Source organism: Pseudoduganella buxea (assembly GCF_009720835.1).
Taxonomy (GTDB): domain Bacteria; phylum Pseudomonadota; class Gammaproteobacteria; order Burkholderiales; family Burkholderiaceae_D; genus Rugamonas; species Rugamonas buxea.
Genome location: NZ_WNKZ01000090.1, coordinates 1 through 24,246, shown reverse-complemented (window position 1 = coordinate 24,246; position 24,246 = coordinate 1). Strand labels below are relative to the sequence as shown.

General features: G+C 66.1%; 15 protein-coding genes and 1 tRNA gene. 8 read left to right on the top strand and 8 right to left on the bottom strand.

The window, feature by feature from the left end; all coding sequences use genetic code 11:
* From GM672_RS22795 to GM672_RS22780, 4 genes are all read right to left on the bottom strand, one after another.
* Nucleotides 1-2,540, bottom strand: a 2,540-nt coding sequence (locus tag GM672_RS22795) for a response regulator (protein ID WP_155472824.1), incomplete at its 3' end; no start/stop codon positions are given.
* A gap of 155 nt (nt 2,541-2,695) precedes the next feature.
* The gene (locus tag GM672_RS22790) at nt 2,696-3,571 is read right to left on the bottom strand and encodes a CE1 family esterase (protein ID WP_155472823.1); all 876 of its coding nucleotides are present in this window, start codon (nt 3,569-3,571) and stop codon (nt 2,696-2,698) included.
* A 76-nt stretch (nt 3,572-3,647) separates the two neighbouring features.
* Complete coding sequence (locus GM672_RS22785) at nt 3,648-4,871, bottom strand: sensor histidine kinase (RefSeq protein ID WP_155472822.1); 1,224 nt, start codon at nt 4,869-4,871, stop codon at nt 3,648-3,650.
* A complete protein-coding gene (locus GM672_RS22780; protein ID WP_155472821.1) occupies nt 4,864-5,577 on the bottom strand; it encodes a response regulator transcription factor in 714 nt (237 codons plus the stop codon). Before GM672_RS22780 ends, GM672_RS22785 begins: the two co-directional genes overlap by 8 nt.
* 162 nt (nt 5,578-5,739) lie before the next feature.
* Between GM672_RS22780 and GM672_RS22775 the strand changes: the two genes are divergently transcribed.
* Nucleotides 5,740-8,700 carry a sensor histidine kinase gene (locus GM672_RS22775; protein ID WP_170300200.1) on the top strand — a complete coding sequence of 987 codons (2,961 nt, stop codon included), beginning with the start codon at nt 5,740-5,742 and terminating at the stop codon, nt 8,698-8,700.
* Nucleotides 8,701-8,785: 85 nt separating this feature from the next.
* Nucleotides 8,786-10,363: a sensor histidine kinase gene (locus GM672_RS22770; protein WP_155472819.1), complete on the top strand. Its 1,578-nt coding sequence runs from the start codon at nt 8,786-8,788 to the stop codon at nt 10,361-10,363.
* A gap of 199 nt (nt 10,364-10,562) precedes the next feature.
* Here the strand turns inward: GM672_RS22770 and GM672_RS22765 are convergent, their stop codons facing one another.
* Both GM672_RS22765 and GM672_RS22760 read right to left on the bottom strand, forming a co-directional pair.
* Nucleotides 10,563-10,763: a YbdD/YjiX family protein gene (locus GM672_RS22765; protein ID WP_155472818.1), complete on the bottom strand. Its 201-nt coding sequence runs from the start codon at nt 10,761-10,763 to the stop codon at nt 10,563-10,565.
* 11 nt (nt 10,764-10,774) lie between these two features.
* The gene (locus GM672_RS22760) at nt 10,775-12,832 is read right to left on the bottom strand and encodes a carbon starvation CstA family protein (RefSeq protein WP_155472817.1); all 2,058 of its coding nucleotides are present in this window, start codon (nt 12,830-12,832) and stop codon (nt 10,775-10,777) included.
* A gap of 247 nt (nt 12,833-13,079) precedes the next feature.
* Here GM672_RS22760 and GM672_RS22755 point away from each other — a divergent pair, with 247 nt between their 5' ends.
* From GM672_RS22755 to GM672_RS22730, 6 genes are all read left to right on the top strand, one after another.
* Nucleotides 13,080-14,438, top strand: coding sequence for a cache domain-containing protein (locus GM672_RS22755; protein ID WP_155472816.1), 1,359 nt, complete (start codon nt 13,080-13,082; stop codon nt 14,436-14,438).
* The gene (locus tag GM672_RS22750) at nt 14,438-15,061 is read left to right on the top strand and encodes a response regulator (RefSeq protein ID WP_155472815.1); all 624 of its coding nucleotides are present in this window, start codon (nt 14,438-14,440) and stop codon (nt 15,059-15,061) included. Before GM672_RS22755 ends, GM672_RS22750 begins: the two co-directional genes overlap by 1 nt.
* Before the next feature lie 219 nt (nt 15,062-15,280).
* Nucleotides 15,281-16,456 carry an HDOD domain-containing protein gene (locus tag GM672_RS22745; protein ID WP_155472814.1) on the top strand — a complete coding sequence of 392 codons (1,176 nt, stop codon included), beginning with the start codon at nt 15,281-15,283 and terminating at the stop codon, nt 16,454-16,456.
* The gene (locus tag GM672_RS22740) at nt 16,457-18,487 is read left to right on the top strand and encodes a putative bifunctional diguanylate cyclase/phosphodiesterase (RefSeq protein ID WP_155472813.1); all 2,031 of its coding nucleotides are present in this window, start codon (nt 16,457-16,459) and stop codon (nt 18,485-18,487) included. It abuts the gene before it with no gap.
* 85 nt (nt 18,488-18,572) lie between these two features.
* Nucleotides 18,573-18,662, top strand: a tRNA-Ser gene (locus GM672_RS22735).
* A 165-nt stretch (nt 18,663-18,827) separates the two neighbouring features.
* On the top strand, nt 18,828-20,090 hold the full coding sequence (locus tag GM672_RS22730; RefSeq protein ID WP_155472812.1) for a tyrosine-type recombinase/integrase: 1,263 nt from the start codon (nt 18,828-18,830) through the stop codon (nt 20,088-20,090).
* A 1,125-nt stretch (nt 20,091-21,215) separates the two neighbouring features.
* Here GM672_RS22730 and GM672_RS22725 read toward each other — a convergent pair.
* Both GM672_RS22725 and GM672_RS22720 read right to left on the bottom strand, forming a co-directional pair.
* Nucleotides 21,216-21,959 (bottom strand): Cthe_2314 family HEPN domain-containing protein, encoded by a 744-nt coding sequence (locus GM672_RS22725; RefSeq protein WP_155472811.1) that lies wholly within the window; start codon nt 21,957-21,959, stop codon nt 21,216-21,218.
* Between the two features lie 111 nt (nt 21,960-22,070).
* Nucleotides 22,071-23,783: a hypothetical protein gene (locus tag GM672_RS22720; RefSeq protein WP_155472810.1), complete on the bottom strand. Its 1,713-nt coding sequence runs from the start codon at nt 23,781-23,783 to the stop codon at nt 22,071-22,073.
* Between the last annotated feature and the right edge of the window lie 463 nt (nt 23,784-24,246).

The window sequence follows — 24,246 nt, the reverse complement described above, 5'->3', positions numbered from 1 at the left end:
CTGGCTGCCGCGGCCGCCGCCAGCACTGGTGCGCGCACGTGCGGCACCGCCATCGCCGGCAGTGGCTGCAATGGCGGCGGCCTCAGGCCGTCATCCCGGTCGCCATGGTGCACGGCGGCCGCGCGCGGCAGGGCGATCCACCGGGCCAGCGTATCCGACAGGGTCTGCTGCGTGAACGGCTTGGACAGGTAGTCGTCCATGCCCGCCGCCAGGCATGTCTCGCGGTCGCCCTGCAGGGCGTTGGCCGTGATGGCGATGATCGGCAGCTGGCGCGCGCGGCCCTGCTGCTGTTCGTGGCGGCGGATTTCGGCGGTGGCGGCCATGCCGTCCATCACGGGCATCTGGCAGTCCATCAGCACCAGGTCGAATTCGCCCTGGCGCACCGCGGCCAGCGCTTCCTCGCCGTTGCAGGCGCGCACCACCTGCAGCCCCAGTCCCTCCAGCATGGCCGACGCCACTTCCACGTTGACGGGGTTGTCCTCGGCCAGCAGCACCTTGTGGCGGCGCGGGGCACGGCGCTGCCCGGGGCGGTGGCCACGGCCGGCCGACGGCGCCTGCGGCGACGCGGTGCGGATGCCTTCGCTGGCGCGCAGCGGCGTGACGATACAGTCGTACAGGTCGCACTCGCGCGCCGGCTTGACCAGCTGGAAGGCCACGCCGGCCTCGCGCCGCTGCACCGTGTCGGCCGCATTGCGCTCGGTCGACAGCAGCAGCACGCGCACGGCGGCCGTGGCCGGATCGGCCTTGATGTCGGCCGCCAGGGTCAGGCCGCTCAGCTGCGGCAAGTCCATGTCCAGCAGCGCCACGTCGTAGGGCTGGCCGCAGGCGATGGCCGAGCGCAGCATGGCCAGGCACTGTTCGGCCGTGGCGGCGCTGTCGCTTTTCAGGTGCCAGCGCCCCAGCAGCTTTTCCAGCGCGGCGCGGCTGTCGGCTTGCGGGTCGACGATCAGCGCGCGCAGGCCCTTGGTGGTCTTCTGGTGGAACGAGGCCTCGTCCGCGTCGACGCGGCGTTTGTCGAACTGCACGGTGAACCAGAAGATCGAGCCGCCCGTCAGCGCGTTGTCGACGCCGATGGTACCGCCCATCAGTTCGACCAGCTGCTTCGAAATGGCCAGCCCCAGGCCCGTGCCGCCGTGCTTGCGCGTGGTCGAGCCGTCGGCCTGCGAGAACGAATCGAAGATGCGCCCGCGCGCCTCGCGCGACACGCCCACACCCGTGTCCTGCACTTCCAGCTTGAGCCGCACGGCCTGGGCATCCTCGCCGATGACGTTGACGCGCACCGTGACGCGGCCCGTGTCGGTGAACTTGATTGCATTGCCCAGCAGGTTGACGATGACCTGGCGCAGCCGGTTCGGGTCGCCGCAGATGGCCACGGGAATATCGGGCGCGATGGCGAACTCCAGGTCCAGGCCCTTGGCTTCGGCCTGGGGCGAGAACACGTAGTCGATATCGTCCAGCAGTTCGCGGAAATTGAAGTGGATGTACTCCACCGTCAGCTTGCCCGCTTCCACCTTCGAGAAGTCGAGGATGTCGTTGATGATCACCAGCAGGTGCTCGCCCGAGCGCTGCACCATGCTGGTGTAGTGGCGCTGCTGGTCCGTCAGCGCCGTGCCGAGCAGCAGTTCCGTCATGCCCAGCACGCCGTTCATCGGCGTGCGGATCTCGTGGCTCATATTGGCCAGGAAAGCACTCTTGGCCTGGCTGGCCGCTTCGGCCGCGTTCTTGGCCTTTTCCAGCTGCTCGGTGCGCACGCTGACCTGCCGCTCCAGCTGGTCGCGATACTGGGCCAGCTTGCTGTCGCGGTGCTCGATCTGGGCCAGCATGTCGTTGAAGCTGTCGATCAGCGTGCCCAGTTCGTCGCTGCGCTCGTGCTGCACCTGGGCGTAGGTCTGGCTGGTGGTGACGCAGCGCGCCGCGGCGATCAGTTCGGCAATGGGTTGGGCGATGCTGCCCCGGAACCGCCCCGCCAGGCTGAGGGCGACGACGAAGGACACGCCCGTGGCCAGCGCCGTGATGCCCAGGCTTTTCAGCATGTCGAACCACATCTGGCCCATGCTTGATTCGATCATCACGGCGCCGATCACGTGGCCCGCCGCCTGCACGGGGCGGTACAGCCGCATCGGCCCGGGCAGGTAGGCCTTGAAGTGCGCCGTCCACGACAGCGACGACGCCGGCGGCAGCGCCAGCGCCGCCATCTGCTGCGCCGTCAGCGCCGTCGGCGGCGTTCCCGGGCGGACCGGGTAACTGGCGAACAGCTGACCATTGCGGTCGAACAGGGCCGCCCGCGTGACGTCGTCCTGCACGGCCAGCGCGGCCAGCGCCTGTTCGGCCGTGACGCGGTCGGCGAACAGCAGCGGCGCCACGCTGTTGACGCCGATGACATCGGCCAAGGACGTCAATTGCTTGGCCTGGTATTCCGTATGACTGAACAGCGACGTCAGGGCGAACGCGGCGAACACCAGCAGCAGCGCGCTGCCGGTGGAGAGCACCGAGATGATCGTCAGCTTTCGGCTGAGTCCCGAACGTTCGAAATTAAGCATGTCCCGCGCCATAAAATGATTCCATCCGGAAAAATATACGGCGTAGGGGGTGGGCTGACCTTGATCTGGCTCTAGATTTTCTTTTTTGAAATTAAGTGTGGAAAAAAAACGGTCAAAACGGGCAAAAACGCGACGGCAGTCGTCGCAAGCCTTGCCTAGCGCCGGTGCCGCGCCAGGAACTGCCAGATCGTCTCGTTGGCGTCGATATCGCGGCTGGTCCTGCCGATCGGCAGGCCGACATTGAAGGGATCGGCGCCCGGCCACGTATGGCCGCCTTCGCGCACGGTGGCCAGCGCCACGCTGGCCTGGCCGTCACCCTGTTCGACCCAATGCACCTCGGTGCCGTCGCCCGGATCGGCGTCGATGACGCGGCGCACCGGCGTCCCCGGCCCGATGCCGTTGCGCTTGAGCCAGTAGGCATGGCTGTCCTCGGCCGACAGGTAGCCGCCCGGCTTGCCGCCATGGGCCACGACCGTGTCGGCCGTGCCCTGGATCAGCAGCACGCCGACCTTGCCGGCCCTGCGGTCGTGCTGCACGACCGGTTCCGGCATGGGCGCACCCACCGAGGCCACGGCCGCGAACGACTGCGGCAATTCTGCCGCCACGCGCAGCGCGAAAAAGCCGCCGCGCGACAGGCCGGTGGCATACACGCGCGCGCCGTCGACGCGGTAGTCCTGCTTGAGCTTGGCCAGCAGGCTTTCCGTGAAGCCGATGTCGTCCGTGCCTTCCAGGTAGGGCATGCCGAAGCCGACGTTCCAGTCGCCCTTGATGCCCATCGGGTAGACGACGATGAAGCCGTGCCGGTCGGCCGCGCGGTTCATGCCCGTATACAGCATCTGTTCGGCCATGGTCATGCCGCCGCCGTGGAAGTTGAACACGAGCGGGTAGGCTTTCTGCGGCTGGCCCGCATAGCCGGCCGGCGTGTAGACGAGGTAGCGGCGCTTTTCCTCCTTGTGCTGCAGCGACTTCACCTGGGCGACGGCGGGCAGGGTCGCGAGCGCGAGGGTGAGCAGGGCGATCATCGTTTTCATGGGGCGTTCTCGTGAAGGTTGACGAGTTCGCAGTGTGACGACGGCGCGGTGAAATGCCGGTGAAATCCGGCGCTTTTCAGCCGGCGAGCCGGGGTGTGATGACGACCTGGTAGTGCGTGGCGCCGGCCTCGAAACGCACCTGCCAGCCCATCGCGGCGGCGACCCTGCCGAGCAGGTTCTGGCCATGGTGGAAACCCTGGGTGGTGCCGGCGCGGCCCGGGTCGACGGCATTGCCGATGGCCAGCTCGCCGCCGTCGTAGGACACCCGCAGCGGCGCGCCGGGCGCGCCATGGAACAGGGCATTGCCCAGGCAGTTATTGAGCAGCAGCGCCGCCAGGGTGGGATGGCCGGCCACGTCGATCCGCTCCGGCATATCGAGCGCCAGCCAGTCGTCATCGCGCCCGCCCTGCGCCACCAGCCGCAGCAGGCTGTCCTCGATGCAGCCGCGCAGGTCGAACGCCTCGAGCGCGACATGGCCGGCACGCGCCAGCGCGAACAGCACGTCGATGGTGTTGCCCATCTCCGCCAGCCCGGCCTGGAGCTGCGCGCGTTCCTGCTCGTCCAGCGGGCGCGCCGTGGCCTGCCCGAGCGTGTTGCGCAGCACCGTCAAGGGCGTGCGCAATTCGTGGCTGACATCGCGCGTGAACGCGCTTTCGCGCCGCAGTGTGGCCTGCAGTTCGTCGATGGCGGCGGCCAGCCGGTCGGCCAGGTAGCCGATTTCGTCCGGCCGCCCCTGCGCCGAAAAGCGGGCCGGCCCGCCCGTGCTGGCATCGCGCACTTCGTGGGCCAGTGTCAGAAGCGGCGAGACGAGGCGCCGCGCCAGCAGCCAGGCCAGCAGCAGCGCCAGCCCGATCAGGCCCACGGCCACGGCGACGAGGAAGCCCCCGACCTCCTGGAACAGCTTCGAGACCACCAGCAGCGGCCCCGCGTCGGCCACCAGGTAGACGCGGCGCGGCCGGCCTGGCGCCGGCAGGTCCAGCGTGCGGAAGTGATAGTGCTGCCCCGTGTCGGTGAACACCTCGGCGCGGCGCCGGCCGGCTGCCACCTGTTCGCGTACGGGCGCGGGCAAGGTGGCGGCGTCGCCGTGCACGCGCAACAGCGCATCGGCCGGCTGCGCGAGCGTCCCGCTCCGGTTCAAGTGCGCCGTGACGGCGGCGGCCTCGCGCGCCATCAGCCGGTCCACCAGCATGTCCTCGGTGACGTAGGAAATGACGAGGGCCAGCCCCGTGTAGCCCACGCAGAGCAGCACCGTGAAGCCGGCCAGGGCCGCGAACAGGCCGTGCCGGATCGATTTAAACATGCTGCCCCGGCTCCGTCTCCTGCCCCAGCGCCAGCCGGTACCCGAGCTGGGGGATCGTCACGATCGCCTGCGGCGCACCGGCCAGTTCCAGCTGCTTGCGCAAGGCATACACGTGCGACTTCAGCGCATCGCTGTCGGGCCGGTTGCTGCCCCATAGCTCGTGCATCAGCGCCGAGCGCGACACGGCCCGCGGGTAGGCGTGGCACAGCGCCAGCAGCAGCTTGAAGCCGGCCTGCGTCAGCACCACGGGAACGCCGTCGACCGTGGCCTGCCGTTCTCGTGGCAGCAGCGTCAATGGCCCGACGTGCAGGGCCTGGCCGACATGAAGCTGGCCGCGCCGCGCCAGCGCCTCGCAGCGCAGGGCCAGTTCGCGCAGGTCGAAGGGCTTGGTCACGTAGTCGTCGGCGCCGCCATGGAAGCCCCGCGCCTTGTCCTCGAAGGCGTCGCGCGCGGTGAGCATCAGCACCGGCACGTTGCGCGGCGCACCGGCCTTGATGGCGCGGCACACGTCCAGGCCGTCCATGTCCGGCAGGTTCAGGTCGAGCAGCACGACGTCGTAGGACTCGCGCGTGGCCAGGTCGACGGCCAGCGCGCCCTTGGCGGCATGGTCGGGGTGCCATCCCAGGCCGTCGAGGAACTGCACGATCTGGCGCGCGATCGTCGGGTGGTCTTCGACGACGAGGATGGAAAGGGGGCTGCGGGTCATGGTCGGTCCGGGTTGGGGGCGGCGCCGGCCAGTATAGCGGCAGGCCCTGCACCTGTCTGCCGCCAGCCTGTACCATTGAGGCTTCGGCCCTGCCCGGATCGCCCGGCGATTCGCGTGCGGCAGCTCAATCCACCCCTATCGAGATCGCCTTTGTTGAACCGGTTGACCGTTCTGCTCCGCCTTGTCCCATGCGCACTCCTGTGCCTGCTCTGCCTGCCCGCCCTCGCCATCGACCTGGACCGGCCGCTGGCCCAGCTCGAACACACCAGCTGGACGTCGCGCAACGGCGCGCCGGCCGACATCAATGCGCTGGCCCAGGACAGCGACGGCTGGCTGTGGCTGGGCACGAGCCAGGGCCTGTACCGTTTCGATGGCCTGCGCTTCGAGCACGTCGCGCCGGCCGCGCCCCAGCGCTTTCCCGACACCGACGTGTATGCCCTGCATGCCGACGCCGACGGCGGCCTGTGGATCGGCTGGCGCCTCGGCGGCATCAGCCACTACCGCCAGGGTGTCGTGCGCAACTGGGCGGCGAAGGACGGCGTGACGGCCGGCTCGATCTGGGGTTTCGCCGCCGATGCCGCGGGCACCTGGGCGGCCGGCATCGAAGGCCTGAATCATTTCGACGGCCAGCGCTGGCGCCGCGTCGGCGCCGGGCGGGGCTTCACGGCGCGCAAGGCGTCGGCCGTCTTCGTCGATGCCGACGGCGCCGTGTCGGCATTCTCCGAACAGGGCCTGTTCGTCCAGCCGGCCGGCGCCACGCGTTTCGTCAAGATGCCGGGCAAGCTCGATGCGCGCCAGCCCTTCGCGCAGCGGCGCGGGCCGGCAGCGCGGGGCGCGCCCGTGTACATCCTGGAGCAGGGCGGCATCCGCATCATCGACAGCCTGGAACGGTATGAACGCCGCAGCCGGCCGTGGATCTACCGGCAAAAGGGCGAGGTCACGGGCAGCATGCTGGCCGATCGCGCCGGCGCCCTGTGGTACGACGTCGAAGGGGCGATCCACCGCAGCGTCGCGCCGGGCAGCGCGGCCGCGCCGCCAGGGGCCGAGCACGCGCCCGATACCCAGTCCTTCACCGTGGCCCAGGGCCTGTCGGGCACGCTCGTCGGCGCCTTCCTGGAGGATGCGGACGGCAATGTCTGGGTCGCCACCGACGGTGGCCTGGACCGCTTCCGGCAAACCAATGTGGTGCGCCTGGCCGAGCCTTTCCACGAGTCGGCCAGCCTGGCGCCGGCCGACGGCGAGGGCATCATCGGCGTCACCGAGGAGCGCAACTGGCGCGTGCACGGCGACGGGACCGCGATCCAGCTGCCCGGCCCCCCCGCGGTGCACGTGGTCGCCGCACCCGATGGCGTCCTGCTGGCGCACCGGACCATGCTGAGCCTGCGCACGGCCGATGGCCGGCGCACCTTGCGCCAGGTCGCGCTGCCGCAGGACCTGGGGCCGGTGGGCCGCATCCATACCGCCACCGTGGCGGCCGACGGCACGATCTGGATCGCCATCGTCGGCGGCGGCGTGCAGCGTTACCGCGACGGCCGGTGGGAGCGGCCGGCGGCCTTGCCCAAGGCAGGGCGCAAGACGCCGATGTCGCTGCTGGCCGATGCGCGCGGGCGCATGTGGTTCGGCTATATCGACAACGAGGTCGCGATGCTCGAGCGGGACCGCGTCACGACGTTCGGCGCGGCCCAGGGCCTGCGCGTCGGCAAGGTGGCGACCCTGGTGGACTATGGCGGCGCGATCTTCGCGGCCGGTTCCGACGGCATGTCGCGCCTCGACGGCGCACGGTTCCGGCCCGTGGCCGCGCGTCCCGCCAGCGCCCTGGCCGGCGTAGCCGGTGCCGCCGGCGGGCCGGAAGGCCTGTGGCTGCACGGTGCGGCGGGCATCGTGCTGCTCGACGCCAAGGCGCTGGCTTCCGGACGCGAGTTCGACGCACGCGTGTTCGACGACAGCGACGGGCTGCGTGGCCGCATCGCCATCCTGGAAGCGGGCGGCATGCGGCGCGCCGCCGATGGCCGCATCTGGGCCATCACCGGGCAGGGCGCATTCTGGCTGGCGCCAGGCGGGGTAAGGCCGGAACCGGTGCCGCGTGCCGCCGCCGTCACGGGCGTGGAAGCGGACGGCAAGGCCTATGGCGCGAACGCCGCCGTGCGCCTGCCGCCGGCGCCGCAGCGGCTGGTAGTGCGCTACGCCGCGCCGGCGCTGTCGATGCCGGCCCGTCTCCACTACCGATACCGGCTCGAAGGCTACGACCGCGACTGGCAGCGTGCCGGCGCCGGCATCGAAGCCGTCTACACGGGCCTGCCGCCGGGCGACTACCGCTTCGTCGTCCAGGCCGTCAATGGCGCCGGCGTGGCCGGTCCGGTCAGCCTGGCGCTGCCGCTGCACGTGGCGCCCACGCTGGTGCAGACCACCTGGTTCCGCCTGGCGTGTGCCGTCTTGCTGGCCGCGGCGCTGTGGGCCATCCATCGCCAGCGCCTGCGCATCCACGACCGGCGCCTGCAGGCGCTGGAGCATACCCGCAGCGAGGAACGCAACCGCATCGCACGCGAGCTGCACGACACCCTGCTGCAAAGCGTGCAGGGCCTGATCCTGCGCTTCGACGCCGTCACCCTGCAACTGCCGCCAGGCGATCCGCTGCGGCTGTCGCTCGATGCGGCGCTGGCGCGCGCCGGCACGGTGGTGGCTGAGGCGCGCGACCGGGTGCAGGACCTGCGCGCGCCGGAACGGAAAATGCTCGACCTGGCGCCGCTGCTGGCGGACGAAGTGGCGGCCGTGCGCAAGGAATGCGACGGCGAATGCACCTTCGAGGTGGCGGGCGCGCGGCGCTTGGTACCGGCCGAAAATGCCGACTCCTGCTGCCGCATCGTGACCGAAGCGCTGCGCAATGCCTGCCGCCACGCCCAGGCCACCTGCGTGACGGTGCTGCTGGCCTATGAGCCGGGTGCGGTGCGCATCACCGTCAGCGACGACGGCAAGGGCATCGACGCGGACATCCAGCGCGAGGGCAGGCCCGGCCACTGGGGCATCGCGGGCATGCGCGAACGGGCGCTGGGCGCCGGCGGCGTGCTCGATATCGTTTCCGCGCCGGGGCAGGGCACCACGCTGACCCTGGCGATGCCCGGCTAGCCGTTGCCGGCGCGGCGGCGGGGGGGCGCCCCGTTGCCCGGCTTGACCGTGAAATGGTTCGCGTCATGCTGTAGGCTTCGGCTATATGTCCAAATCAGCATCCTCCACCGTCGTCGGGGCGCTGCCGCCCGCCGCGGCCGTCCTGTGCCTCGGCGTCGGGCTGGCCAACCTGGGCGGCTGGCTGGCCGGCGCGACGTTCTTCATCTCGATCGCGCCCGGCCTGCCTGCGATGGTGCCCGTCACGACCGTGCTGTCGCTGCTGGCGGCACTGGCGCTGTGGCTGCAGTGGCGTGGCCGGCTTGGGCCTGCCAGGCTCTGTTGCGGCAGCGTCATCGTGCTGTGTGCGGCCATTGCCGCCTGCCACGTGGCCGGCACGGCCCCGCCGCCGTTCGTGTTGCCGGCGAGCGGCCGGCTGAACGCTGCCAGCCTGTCGTCGCCGCTGACGGCCACCATGTTCTTCGCGCTGGGCTGGGCTTTGCTGCTGACGGCGCGCGGCCGCTGGGTGCAGGCGGCGCAGGGCACTTCGCTGGCCGTGTTCCTGCTGGCGCTGTTGAACCTGACGGGCTACCTGTTTCGTGACACCTTCCTGTACCAGTTCCTGCCGGGCCGGGGCACGTCGATCCTGACGACAGTGCAGGCGATGTCCCTGTCGCTCGGCACGCTGTTCGCCCTGCCGCGGCGCGGCCTGATGGCGGCGGTGACGGGCAACGTGGGCAGCGCCCGCATGTCGCGGCGCCTGCTGCTGTCGGCCTTTGTGCTGCCCATCGTGCTGGGCGCGGCCGTGGTGGCGGCGGCGCGCGCCGGCCTGTATGACGCGGGCACGGCCCTGCCGCTGTTCGTCTGGTCGATGGTGGTGGCCTTCATGGTCATCATCTGGCGCTTTGCCCTGCGCCTGGCGGTGGTGGACAAGGCCCGCGGCCATGCCAGGGGCGAGTTGCAGACGGCCCTGGCGTCGCTGCGCGCGGAGCAGGAGCACAAGGACATCTTCCTGGCCACCCTGGCGCACGAGTTGCGCAACCCGCTGGCCCCGATCAGCGCTGCGGCCGAGGTGTTGCGCCTTGGCGGCGCGGGTCAGCCGGAGGAGCGGCGCCGCCTGGGCGACGTCGTCGCCGCGCAGGTGGGCCAGATCGCCGGCCTGGTCAACGACCTGCTGGACATGGAGCGCATCGGCCAGGGCCGCATCGCGTTGGACCAGACCGTGCTGGACCTGCGCGTGCCGATCGCCGACGCCTTCGAGCAGGTTCGCCCGCTGATGGCCCGCAAGGGCCAGGATTGCCGGGTCGAGCTGACCGACGCGCCCGTGTACGTGCGGGGCGACCGCAAGCGCTTGGTGCAGATCCTGTCGAACCTGCTCAACAACGCCGCCAAGTACACGCCGCCCGGCGGCACGGTACAGGTGCGCACGGCGCTGTCGCCGGACCATGTCGACGTGCTGGTCGAGGACAACGGCATCGGCATCGACGCCGAACTGCAGCAGCGCATCTTCGAGCCGTACGCGCAGGCCGCCCTGACGTCGGACCGGACCGAGGGAGGCCTCGGCCTGGGCCTGGCGCTGGCGCGGCGTCTCGCCGGCCTGCACGGCGGCACCCTGGCCGTCGCCAGCGCAGGGGCAGGGCAAGGCAGCACGTTCACCGTGCGCCTGCCGCTGGCGGCGGCCGGCTGACCGTCCCAATACGCGCGCGCCGATGTTTCAATCCAGGGTCAGACATGGGTTTCGGAGAAAGGGTTGCGGGATAACTGGTGTGATTTAGTTGTCTGACCGCTGCGGCGGACCGACCGTATGGACTGCTGAAACAGCGCCGCGAATGAAAACGGCCCGGTCGTTCGCACGACCGGGCCGTCTTTCGTCAATCAGGCTGCCGTCAGCAGCAGCCGCCGCGCTTGCCGGCGCCGCCGTAGCGGGCTTCCTGGCGCTCCTTGAAGAACTCCTCGTAGCTCATGATGGGCCGGTCCGGGTGGGTGGCCTCGCAGTGCGCCACGTAGGTGTCGTACTCGGGCAGGCCCACCATCAGCCGCATGCTCTGCCCGAGATAACGCCCGGCCTTGACGATTTCGTCGAACATCACGCTTTCCCTTAACTCGCCGGCATCAGCTGCACGGGCGTCTCGTTGTGCGTGGGCTTGGCCGCGGCGCGGGCGCGCAGTGCCGTGCGCACGCCGAAGATCAGCACCGACAGCACCACCACCATGAAGAAGGCGGCCAGCGAGGCGTTGATGTAGTCGTTGAAGATCACCTGCTGCATCTGGTCGATCGACTTGGCCGGGGCCAGCACCTCGCCCTTGGCCAGCGCCGCCGAGTACTTGTCGGCGTGGGACAGGAAGCCGATCTTCGGGTTGGCGTGGAAGATCTTCTGCCAGCCGGCCGTCAGGGTGCACAGCAGCAGCCAGATGGTGGGGACGATGGTGACGAGGGCGTAGCGCTCCTTCTTCATCTTGAACAGCACGCACGTCGCCAGGATCAGCGCGATACCGGCCAGCATCTGGTTGGCGATGCCGAACAGGGGCCACAGGGTATTGATGCCGCCCAGCGGATCGACCACGCCCTGGTACAGGAAGTAGCCCCAGGCAGCCACGCACAGGCCCGTGGCCAGCAGGTTGGCGAAGACGTTTTCCGTCTGCTTCAGGGCCGGCGAGAACGCGCCCAGCAGGTCCTGCAGCATGAAGCGGCCGGCGCGGGTGCCGGCGTCGACGGCGGTCAGGATGAACAGGGCTTCGAACAGGATGGCGAAGTGGTACCAGAACGCCATCATGGCCTTGCCGCCGATGGCGCTGGACAGGATCTGCGCCATGCCCACGGCCAGGGTCGGGGCGCCGCCGGCGCGGGAGATGATGGTGTGCTCGCCCACGTCCTTGGCCGTTTGCGTCAGCATGTCGGGCGTTACGTAGAAGCCCCACTGCGAAATGGCGGCGGCGGCCGATTCGGCCGTCGTGCCGATCAGCGCGGCCGGGCTGTTCATGGCGAAGTAGACGCCCGGCTCGATGGTGGACGCGGCCACCAGGGCCATGATGGCGACGAAGGACTCCATCAGCATGGCGCCGTAGCCGATGAAGCGGGCATGCGATTCGTTCTCGATCATCTTCGGCGTCGTGCCGGAGGAGATCAGCGCGTGGAAGCCGGAAACGGCGCCGCAGGCGATGGTGATGAACAGGAAGGGGAACAGCGAGCCGGTCCAGACCGGGCCGGTGCCGTCGATGAAGCGGGTCAGCGCCGGCATCTGCAGCATCGGCATCGTGATGATGATGCCCAGGGCCAGGCCGACGATGGTGCCGATCTTCAGGAAGGTCGACAGGTAGTCGCGCGGGGCCAGCAGCAGCCACACGGGCAGCACGGAGGCGATGAAGCCGTAGCCGATCAGCATCCATGTCAGTTCCGTGCCGGTGAAGTTGAACAGCGGCGCCAGGGCCGGGTTCTCCTGCACGTACTGGCCGCCGAAGATGGCGGCCATCAGCAGCACGAAGCCGATGATGGACACTTCGCCGATACGGCCCACGCGGATATAGCGCGAGTACAGGCCCATGAAGATGGCGATGGGGATGGTGGCCATCACGGTGAAGGCGCCCCACGGCGAACCGGTCAGCGCCTTCACGACGATCAGCGCCAGCACGGCCAGGATGATCACCATGATCATGAAGGTGCCCAGCAGCGCGATATTGCCGGGGATGGGGCCCAGTTCGGACTTGATCAGGTCACCGAGCGAGCGGCCGTCGCGGCGCATCGACAGGAACAGCACGATGAAATCCTGCACGGCGCCGGCGAAGACGACGCCGGCCAGGATCCACAGCATGCCGGGCAGGTAGCCCATCTGCGCGGCCAGCACGGGGCCGACCAGGGGGCCGGCACCGGCGATGGCGGCGAAGTGGTGGCCGAACAGCACGTTCTTGTTGGTGGGGACGTAGTCGAGCCCGTCGTTGTGCTTGAAGGCCGGGGTCATGCGGCGGTCGTCCAGGGACAGCACCTTCTCGGCGATGAACTTGCTGTAGAAGCGGTAGGCGATCAGGTAGACGCAGACGGCGGCGATGACGATCCAGATTGCGCTGATCGGTTCGCCGCGGTGCAGCGACACGACCCCCAGCGCGGATGCGCCGGCCAGCGACAACGCTGCCCAGCCGAATTTGCTCAAGACGGGATTCATGGTTTCTCCAAAGGGTTCGATGCGCTGCCACGGGGGCAGGGTGAGCGCGCACCTGTAATGGCAACTGAGAGCTTGCTAAGGGAACGGCCTGCCGAGGCGGGATTTCCGTGATGGCCAGTATTCAGGAAACATATAACTGTCACAAGCGCAGCACTACGCAGACCGGCTCGGTAGTATTACGTAGAACCGTGGCGCGGCGCGCAACGTACAATCGCGGCATGAAATTGCAGCACAAACTCCTCTTCCCATGAAACTGCGGCAGAAAGTCCTCTTCCTCGCCATCGCCCCGTTGATCCTGGCGTTGTGCGCCATCGCGCTGGCCGTGCGGCACCAGTCCGCCTTGCTGGCCGGGCAGCAGAAGGCGGCCATCGAGCAGGCCTACCTGGCCAGCAAGGAAGCCGAGCTGAAGCACTATGTGGCGCTGGCCTCCCATTCGATCGCCCACTTGTACGGCTCGGGCCGCACGGATGCCGCCACGCTGGATGAAGCCAAGCGCATCCTGTCCTCGCTCAGTTTCGGGGACGACGGCTATTTCTTCGTCTACGACATGCAGGGCAACAGCCTGATGCATCCGCGCCAGCCGGAACTGGTGGGGCGCAACCTGGTCGACCTGAAGGACGGCACGGGCAGCCCGACGATCCGGCGCCTGCTGGCCAGGGCCCGGGCTGGCGGCGGGCTGGAGCGCTATCACTGGGTGAAGCCGTCCACCCACCAGGAAGTGGCCAAGCTGGGCTATGTGATGCCCTTGACGCAGTGGGGCTGGATGCTGGGCACGGGCATCTACCTGGACGACGTGGAGCGGGCGCTGGCGCAGATCGATGCCCAGCAGCGCGGCAATATCCAGAACACGATGCTGTGGATCGCCGCCATCGCCATTCTGTCCGCACTGGCCGTGGGCGTTTCCGGCCTGGCCTTGAATGTCAGTGAGTCGCGCGTGGCCGATGCCAAGCTCAAGGCGCTGGCGCAGCGGGTGGTGGAATCGCAGGAGGAGGAGCGGGCACGCCTGTCGCGCGACCTGCACGACGGCATCAGCCAGTGGCTCGTGTCGATCAAGCTGCAGATCGAGGCCGGCATCGCGCGGCTGTCGGCGCAGCCGCCGCAAAAGGAAAAGGCCCTGGCCGTGTTCGAGCATACGGCCGAACAGTTGAACAAGGTGCTGGGCGAAGTGCGCCGCATCTCGCACAACCTGCGCCCGGCCGTGCTGGACGATATCGGCCTGGCCGCCGCGCTGGCGCACCTGGCGGCCGAATTCGAACAGGGCAGCGGCATGCCCGTGCGGTTTTCCGCCACCGGCAGCACGGACCGGCTGGCGGAAACGGTGAACACGGTGCTGTTCCGTATCTCCCAGGAAGCGCTGACCAATATCGAGCGCCACGCGGGCGCCAGCCACATCGCCGTCACCCTGGCCGGCGCGCCCGATGGCGTCACCCTGACCATCAGCGACGACGGCACCGGCTTCGACGCGGCCGATATCGCCCGGCATCCGCAGCGCGGCATCGGCCTGCGCAACATGATGGAGCGCATGGACGCCATCGGCGGGCGCTTCGAACTCCATTCCAGCGCGGATGGCACTGTCGTGCGCGCCCACATCGATACGGGAGCGTGATGACGATCCGGATACTGCTGGTGGACGACCACCCCCTGGTACGCGACGGCCTGCGGGCCCGCCTGGAGGCCGTGCCGACGTTCGACGTTGTCGGCGAGGCCGGCAGTGCGGCCGAGGCCCTTGCCGTGGCGCGCGACTGCGCGCCGGACCTGGTGCTGATGGACATCAATATGCGCGGCGGGAACGGCATCGAGGCGACGGCGGCGTTTCGCGCCCAGTGCCCCGCCGTTGCCGTGCTGATCCTGTCGATGCACGACAAGAGCGATTACGTCACGCAGGCCATGGCCGCTGGCGCGCGTGGCTATGTCTTGAAGGATGCGCCGGGCAAGGATATCGTCGTCGCCATCGAGACCGTCATATCCGGGGGCATCTACTACAGCGCCGCACTGGCCGGCCAGCTGGGGCAGAAGGCCGGCGTGGCACAGGAAGAGCCGCTGACGGCGCGCGAGCAGGAAGTGCTGCGCCACCTGGCCAACGGCGAATCGAACAAGCAGATCGCCCGGGAACTGGACCTTTCGGTGCGGACGGTCGAAACGCACCGCCTGAATATCAAGCGCAAGCTGGGTATCGAGGGGCAGGCCGAGCTGATCCGCTTTGCAGTCCAGCACGCCAGGGAAATCTAGGCCGGTATCGTTAACCGTTGTAGCCGGTGAACAAATGTCAGGAGACGGCGCGTGATCCTGGCCGTGCGCACATGTACTAGTGGCAATATCTGATATATTCCACCACGGCTACTTTTGCCTGACTGAAAATTTAGACTGCAATATCGCGCATGGCGCCCTATCGAAATGGGGTTGCTGTCCGTTAATATCAACAGTCGCACCAAAGCCATCCGAGAACGCATGTCCGCAACCGAACCAAGCCTGTTCCCCCTGGTGGGACTGGAAGCCGTCGCCAACACCCAGCACCAGTGGGTGGCGCTTGCGCTGACGGTCGCGCCGCACCCGGCATCCGGCCTCGATGCCTGGCAGGCATTGCTCAGTGTTTTTGCCTGGCCCGACATGGGTGCCGCGCTGGCGCCGCTGGACTGCATCGTCACCCTGGCCGACCCGCTGCGCATGCTGCCCGAACACATGGCGGCCTTGCCGGCCAGCCGCGTCGTGCTGCGCATCGACGCCGCCGCGCTGGCCGAGCCGGCCGTGCGCAAGCGCTGCGCCGAGCTGGTGGAGCAGGGCTACCGCCTGGTCGCCGACGGCGAACCGGGCATCCATGCGATGCAGACAGGCGTGAAGGGCGTCACCAGCGATTGCGCGGTGGCGCTGCCGTCCGCGCTGGCTTTGATGAGCCTGCCCGGCCCCCACTGGGCCCGCAACGTGCCGGGCGCCGCCCGCCTGGCCGTCTGCCGCGCCGCCGGCATGCACTGGTTCAGCGGTCCGTACGAACGGGAAGCGGCCCCGCAAGGCGGCGACGGCACGTCGCGCAAGCGCCTGCTGGCGCTCCTTGGCCTGCTGGCGCGGGATGCCGATTCGCGCGAACTGGAAACCATCCTGAAGCAGGACCCGGCCCTGTCCTATCACCTGCTCAAGCTGGTGAATTCGGCCGCCTTCGCGCTGTCCTCGCCCATCCATAACTTCGGCCAGGCCATCAACCTGCTGGGCCGGCGCCAGTTGCAGCGCTGGCTGCAACTGCTGCTGTACGCGCGCCAGATGGACGACAGCACGGCCAGCCTGCTGCTGCCGCTGGCGGCCCTGCGGGCGGCGCAGATGGAAGCGCTGTGCAAGCAGTTGGGCGGCGACCGCGACCGCCAGGACATGGCCTTCGTCGTTGGCGTCTTCGCGCTGCTGGACGTGCTGCTGGGTATGCCGATGCCGGAAATCGTCGGCGCGCTGCACCTGGACGCGGAAGTGGCCGGGGCGCTGCTGGAACGCAGCGGCCAGCTGGGTGCGCTGCTGGCACTGGTGGAAGCGCCGCTGGCCGAACGCGAACGGCTCGATGCCGTGGGACTGACGCCGGAAGCGTTCTGGCAAAGCCAGTTGCAGGGTTACCACTGGGCCATCCAGGTCAGCAGGAACCTGTAGATGGCACCATTTCCGGTCAGTGAACTCCTGAACAGCAGCACGGCCGTGTGCGACGCCGTGCTGCGGCTGCGCGGCCCCGCGCTGACGGCCGAACTGGGCCGCATCGCCGCCGCCGTCACGCACAGCGCGTGGGGCCGCTACGTGCCCGACGGTGCCACGCCCGCCACGGCTGCCCCGTTCGGCGCCCTGGTGCAGGACGTGGCCCATGACGGCCACCGCTTCGGCCGCTTCGAAGTGGCCGGACGCGACGGCTACGACAGCGCCGGGCGCGAACACCTGGCGGGCCTGGCCACCCTGGCCGCCAGCGTGCTGCAGATGCACGAGCGCGCCCAGCGCACCACCCACGCCTATGTGCAGGTGGAAGCGCAGCTGCAGCACCAGAACCAGATCCTCGACCACATCCACGAATCGGTCGTGACGATGGACCAGAGCGGCTTCATCACGAGCTGGAACAAGGGCGCCGAGCGCCTGTTCGGCTACACGTCGGTGGAAGCGGTGGGCCGCAATATCCTGTTCCTGTACGACGACGAAGACCCGGCCGTGCACGACCCCTTCCTGGAGCAGGGCGGGCGCCTGATGGAAGTGCGGCGCAAGAAGAAATCGGGCGAGGTGTTCTGGGCCAGCCTGTCGCTGTCGCCCCTGTACGATGCGGACCGGCGCTCGATGGGCCTGATCGCCTACCTGAGCGACATCACGGAGCGCAAAGAGGCCGAGGAACGCATCCACCACCTGGCGTATTACGACGCGCTGACGGGCCTGCCGAACCGCACCTTGCTGACCAAGCTGGTCGACCAGGCCGTGACGGTGGCACAGCGGGGCCGCATGCAAGGCTGCGTGCTGTTCATCGACTTGAACCGCTTCAAACTGATCAACGACGCGCTGGGCCGGCAGGCCGGCGACCAGCTGCTGCGCGAGGTGGCGCAGCGCTTCCGCCTGGCCCTGCGCGACCAGGACGTGGTGGCGCGCCTGGGCGGCGACGAATTCGCTGTCGGCCTGTTCGAGATCGGCCAGGACCTGGAAGCGTCGATGGTGGCGCAAAAGCTGATGGCGACCCTGGCGGACCCCTTCATCATCGACGGCCACGACCTGCGCGTGGGCGCGGCCATCGGCATCAGCGTCTACCCGCAGGACGGCATGGACGCCGAAACCCTGCTGCGCCAGGCCGACATCGCCATGTACCGCGCCAAGCAGGGCACGGAGGCGGACGGCATCGCCTTCTACAGCCAGGACATGAACCAGGGCATGCACGAACGCATGCGCATCGAATCGGGCCTGCGCCAGGCGCTGGGCAACGGCGAACTGCTGCTGCACTACCAGCCGAAATTCTGCATCGACGACGGCAGCATCATCGGCGCCGAAGCCCTGGTGCGCTGGCAGCACCCCGAGCGCGGCATGGTGCCGCCGGCCGAATTCATCCCGCTGGCCGAAGCGACGGGCCTGGTGGTGCAGCTGGGCGAATGGGTGCTGGAACAGGCCTGTGCCCAGGCCCAGGCGTGGAAGCGCGCCGGCCTGCGACCGATCCGCCTGGCCGTGAACGTGTCGGCCCGCGAATTCACGCAGGCCCTGCCGGCCAGGGTGCAGGAAACCCTGCGCCGCCACGGCCTGGAGCCGCAGTGGCTGGAGCTGGAAATCACCGAGAGCACGCTGATGCACAATATCGACCGGGTCATCGGCATCATGGACCGCATCACGGCGCTGGGCGTGAAGCTGTCGCTGGACGACTTCGGCACGGGCTACTCCAGCCTCTCCTACCTGAAGCGCTTCCCCATCGACACGCTGAAGATCGACCGCTCCTTCACGATGGGCATCCCGCAGGACACCAACGACTGCGCCATCGCCAGCACCATCATCAGCATCGCCCAGCAGCTGAACCACCGCGTCATCGCCGAGGGCGTCGAAACGGAAGACCAGCTGGCCTTCCTGAAGGGCGCCGGCTGCAACGAAGTGCAGGGCTACCTGTACTCCAAGCCGCTGCCGGCGCACGAGTTCGAGCTGGCGCTGCGGGGCAAGTGGCGGGTTCGGGCGGCTTGACGCGCGCGGGCTCGTGGTCGGCTTCGCCTCCAGTCTGGCGGTGGGCGATGATTTCTGTATAATGCGGGCACTTGCAAAGCAACAAGGAAGCGTGGCCGAGTGGTTGAAGGCAGCAGTCTTGAAAACTGCCGACGGTGTGAGCCGTTCGTGAGTTCGAATCTCACCGCTTCCGCCAAGAAATAAATCCAAGAGGTTCCAGAACGTCCCGAAACCCGCATGAATCCTAGTGATCATGCGGGTTTTTTGTTTCAGGAGGTGCCGGGGGGTGCATTGACAGCCCAGCTTTTTGGGGGCATGGTTAGGGGCATGTTTCATGCCCCCAAAATTTAATGCCCCCAAAATGCCGAAACTGATTGCCCCCCTCACAGATATCCAGCTGCGCAACGCCAAGCCTGCCGAGAAGTCCTACAAGCTGTCCGATGGCGGCGGCCTCTACGTCGAGGTGATGCCCGGCGGTTCCAAGTTCTGGCGCATGAAGGTGCGCCAGGCGAACGGCAAGGAAACCCGGCTTACGTTCGGGTGCTACCCGGAGGTGACGCTCGCTGCCGCCAGGGCTGAGCGCAGCAAGGCCAAGCAGCAGCAGTCTGCCGGCGTTGACCCGGCCCAGCACAAGCGCATCGAAAAGCTGCAAAAGAAGGTCGCTGCGGTGAACACGTTTGAAGTGCTGGCCCGCGAGTGGCACGCCAACAAGGCCGAGACCTGGAAGGAGAACACGGCTAAGGAGGCAATGGCTAGGCTTGAGAACGACGTGTTTCCTCGTATTGGCAACCGCCCCATGGCCGAACTCGATGCTCCGATAATGCTCGATGTCCTGCGGCAGATTGAGCGGCGCGGCGCCGTAGACATGGCCGCCCGCGTTGCCGCGCACTGTAGTTCGGTGTTCCGATTCGCAATCGCCAAGGGCATCGTGAAGTACAACCCGATCCCGGACCTGCGTGGCGCGCTCAAGCCCCGGGTGAAGGGGCACCATGCGGCCATCGGTACGGACGAGCTGCCGGAGTTCCTGGCCGCCCTGGCCCGGGTAGAGGGTGGCATGTTCCTGCCCACGCGGATCATGATGCGCTTGATGCTCCTGGTATTCGTCCGCACCAGTGAGCTGATCGAAACGCCCTGGTCAGAGATCGACCTGGAAAGCGAAACCTGGGTAATTCCCTGGCATCGCATGAAGATGGGCCGCAAAGCCGTCAATCCGCGCAAGCTGAATCACCATGTCCACCTGCCGCGCCAGGGTTGGGCGCTGCTGCGCGAGCTGCACAAGCTGACCGGCCACGGCGTCTACCTGTTCCCGAACCGGACCGACCACGAAAAGCCAGCGTCGAATGGCGCCATCCTCATGGCGCTGCGGCGCATGGGCTACCAGGGGCGGCACACTGGCCACGGCTTCCGCTCCCTGGCAATGGGCGTCATCAAGGCCCGGTTGGGCTACCGGCATGAGGTGGTAAATCGCCAGCTCGCGCACGGCTCCGATGATGAGTACGGCGAAGCGTATGACCGTGAGCAGTTTCAGGAAGAGCGCCGGGTGATGATGCAGGCGTACGCTGACTATATCGATATGGTCGAGAGTGGTGATAACGTCATTCCGGTCACGTTCAAACGCGCCTAAATCGGTAGCAAACCCGCATGAAACCGTGCTTTGGCGCGGTTTTTTTTCGTCCTATTGCAGCATGAGCGCACGGAAAACGGTGAAAAGTTCACCGAGACACCGAGACAATACAAAATCGAAAGGCAAGTATCTGATTTTGCTAAGAAAAACTGTCTCGGTAAATATATAAATTTACCGAGACAAAGCCGAGACGACGCCGAGACAGCTCTAATGCATCGGGCAACACCCGGCCCTTTGCCTGTACTCCTGGCACTAAGCGCTTGAGGGATTCCCTCGCGCCGCACCTCCCGGCGCCGGCTGGTGCAGACGTCTGCACTTTGGATAGTTGCGCATCGTTTGTTTCGGTTTATCGCTCTATTAACTGGGCGGCTGGGATCGAGGTGCATAGCTGGCAGTGCCGGACCAATTCGAGCTTCTGCTGCGCCTGGTGCTGTCGCCGTGGCCGGGAGTGGCATGCGCCTCGTCGCCAGCAGGAATCGATGCCAGTGGTCGGCGGTGGCCGGGAGGCCGGCGTGCCGACACCAGGTTGCCGTGTATGCCTGCGCCCGCAGTAGTGGCCGGTTGTCGCTAGGTGACCCCCCTGACGTGACCAGGCGGCCGCGCCGCGCCAGCGGCAGCAGTACCAGGCGCAGGCTGGTGGTCCTTGGCGATTGCGGCGCGATCAAGCTGCTGCTGCGCGCCTAATGTTGTCACCGTGGCTGGGAGTGGCATGCGCCTCGTCGCCGGGCGGGGATCGATGCCAGTGGCCAGCGACCGCCCAGCCCGTGCCTCAGATGGCCAGGATGGCGTGCAGCCAGCGCCAGCAATAGCGGCCGGCAGCAGCCAGGCGATCCCACTAACGTGACCAGGTGGCCGCGCCGCGCCAGCGGTAGCAGTATCAGGCCTGGGTTGATGGTCGGTGGACCGGTGGTAGTCACGTAACGATCGAGCTGCTGCGCGCCTGGTGAAGTCGCCGTGGCAAGGTGCTGGGCATTGCGGCCGATAGGAACTGGCCGCTTTCGCCTCATGCGGAGATTAACAAGCTCAACTGTTGCCACATAGGGTGCAAACATAAAGTCTGTACTGTTCACAATATAAACCTACCCACGCTCCGGCAGCTTCGGTCCCCTTTACCTGCCGGAGCGTCTATGTCGTGGCATCTACATCGGCCTCGTTCGAATAGCTCGCCCTCCGGATTTTGTACACTGCTGCTGCAGTGTCGAGAAAACCATTCACCGACCGCCTGATCTTTTCTAGGTGCTCTTCGAAATCCGCCGTGTGGTCACTCAACACCGCATCGGTAAGGTCCTTCACCGCCTTGCGCGGAAATGGTGCTTTCTTGCCAGCCTGTTTGCTAATCTCATTCGCCGAAATTATCATCGAAAATTGGTTGAACTCGTCCTTGGAGTAGCTACGATGGTGAATTATGGCATTTCGCTCTACGCTCTTCTCGCGACATACTTTTCCCAACTCTTTCAAGTGCTCGTCCAATTGGTAGCGCTTAACATGGCTATTGGTGACCATTTGCAGATGCGAGGTAGATTCATCTGCTACGCCCAAATCGAGAAGGTGATTGGCAAAAATGAGCGCTCGATCATAGATCATGGCGCTACGGATGAAATAGTTTTCAATAGCAAACTGGATTTGTTCGTCGTGCGTATAACTAGAGCCTTTTAGGGGCTTCACAGAGTGGGCGAGAAATTCAATCGAAAGCGCTGCTTTGTCCAATGCGGAAGTGAGCACACCCAGCCCCTTTGCACACGAGAAAATGTACCCCTGTAAATCCGAGGAAATTGTTACCTCGCCATCTCTTGAGACACCACCTTTCATAAGTGGGCTTTGATTATCGAGCAACATTAGCGGCTGTATAGGGTGGGAGTATTTTTCCATGGACCTTGGGAAGTTTTGGAGCACATCGCGCCTTGAAAACGCAACTTGCACCAGTGGATGATCAGCGCCGAGTTCTCGCAGAGCACGCAGTTGGCACTTGGTGCTCCCCGCTTACGGATTCAGGTCGCCAGCTCCGAGGGCGAGCAGGATTGCGTCAAAGCTCTTGTCGCACTTGCCGGCGAGATCCTTGAAGTGGGCTCTTAGGGTTCCGTGCGCTGCGCGCGCCTGCCGCACTTCCTTGTCCTTTTCTTCGACGGAACTGTGCGCCTTCAGGATATTGCGTAGGGCGTGAACCCTGCTGAGGGGCCAGAGAATCGCCTTTGCCTCATCGGTCGTCTGACCTGAGGCGACGAGTATTTCTGCGGACACGCGTAACGAAGCCCAACTCGTTTCCGCCTTCTTGCCCTTGGCCTCAAGAATCTTTCGCAATGGCTTAAGTTGGAAGCCTTCGACGAGAACTTGGTCAAAGGCCATAATTTCATTGGCCCACTCAAGCGTCGAATCCGTTGCCGGGTAACGTGCAGCATCCATATGCGATTGGCTTCGGGGCTGCCACCATTCAGGCGGCACGGCATTGAGTCTTCCGATCTTATACTTCAGGAGGTCGAGCGGATCGTACTCGCAGCTGAACTCGCCGAGTATGTCGTTTTCGTATGCACGTTTTGAGATCGTTCCCTTCGGCCACTCGTTGAAGGATTGCCAATAGCGCTGTTCTTCGATCGGAAGGCGGGCCAAATCTCCAATATAGGCATGAACTTGTCCGACATCGTTGATGTCGTAGCCCTTCAGATGCCAAGCGTTGCGGCAACCGATGGATCGGTCATCAAGACTATATTTTTCCGGATCAGCCTTAAAGCGGTGCAGTACGTCGGGGCGAAAGAATGCCGGTGAAATCTCCCAGGGAAGTCGCGATTTCTGGAAGTAGTTTGAGAGGAATTCCGGCGCGCATGACGTTTCTATTTCGACTTTGTTCTTGCGGTCGAATATCTTGAACGAAGCATATTCCTTATTTTTCGCAGGGTTTGACTCCTCTTCCCATTCGTCGATCAGTTGCTGCAGCAAAATGGCTGAACGGACAATCATGCGGCCGTTGACGTAGCTGGCATTATTAATGCTGCCGCCATGATAAAACAGGTCGGGTGCATTCCGATCGATGCGCGAGTGCTCGCCCCAGCCGTTGAAGCTCCCGGATTTGAATCGGGTGAAGTCAAAAAAGTAGACTAAGGCCATGTCCGCGAGAGTCATGTACGTGCAGAGTTCCTTGGCGAGGATCGTGACCGCGACCAGGCTCTCACGTCCTTGGCCGGGTTCGGTGCGGATAACTCGGACAACGTCCTCAATGTCCCCACGGCCATCCAGCCTGCAATATGCGTTGCGTTCGGGTACGAAATGTAAGCGGAGCGCATGGATCAGCTTTTGACTTAGCTCGATCGCACTATCACCCTGATGCACACCATCGAACGAGCGCCGAAAGATGAGCTTCTCGCCGCCTGCGAGCGACGATCTTGATTGCAACGGGGCTTCAAGGTAGACGCGGTGGCTTTCGCCGCCGCCGTAGCTCTTTTGAATGGTCCAACTCTCATCCGTCTGCACGAAGGCATGCATCAGGTCTTCATGATTTGCGGGGGTGACTTGCTTGAGCGGCGCGAGCACGGCATGGACGAAAGCCGCCGGACCACTGGCATATATCACCACTTCCTCGCTCTGCGCGCTCTCCTTCAAGAAGGCGACAGAGTCTTCGGCTGCGATGAGCCACTCTGCTTCGCCGGTGGCTGGCATTTGGGAAATGGCCTTGAAGTCAGCGATGTTGAATCGTCGCGCCATCACGCGTCTCCATTCTTGTTTTGCACTTGTAGCCATTCTTAGAACCGACCTAGGCTATCGGCAGGTTGTGGCCAGCTCCCGCCGATTATACCCGCCGGCATGTCGGCGTCATTCCGTTCCTGCCGCTGGCGCCCCATCGCCGACCTTCCTTAGCGCCCTTCACGTCCTGGACGCTTGACTAACAGAACATCGTCGCACCGGCCAGACCGCATACACCGAGAACAAAATTCCGCTTGAAAACCGCATCCACCCTGCAATCATCGGAACCCCATCGGCGATCATAGTGGCTCCTTTCACGATAGAGGAAGACTGAGCACCAGCGTACTGCCGTGGCCAGGTAATCCCCCCACAAAAAGAGCGTCGTTAGAAGTAGAATTTTCTACTTAAGAACAGAAAGCTCTACATGAAGACGTCCCGCTTTACCGACAGCCAGATCATCGCCATCCTGAAACAAGCCGAAGCC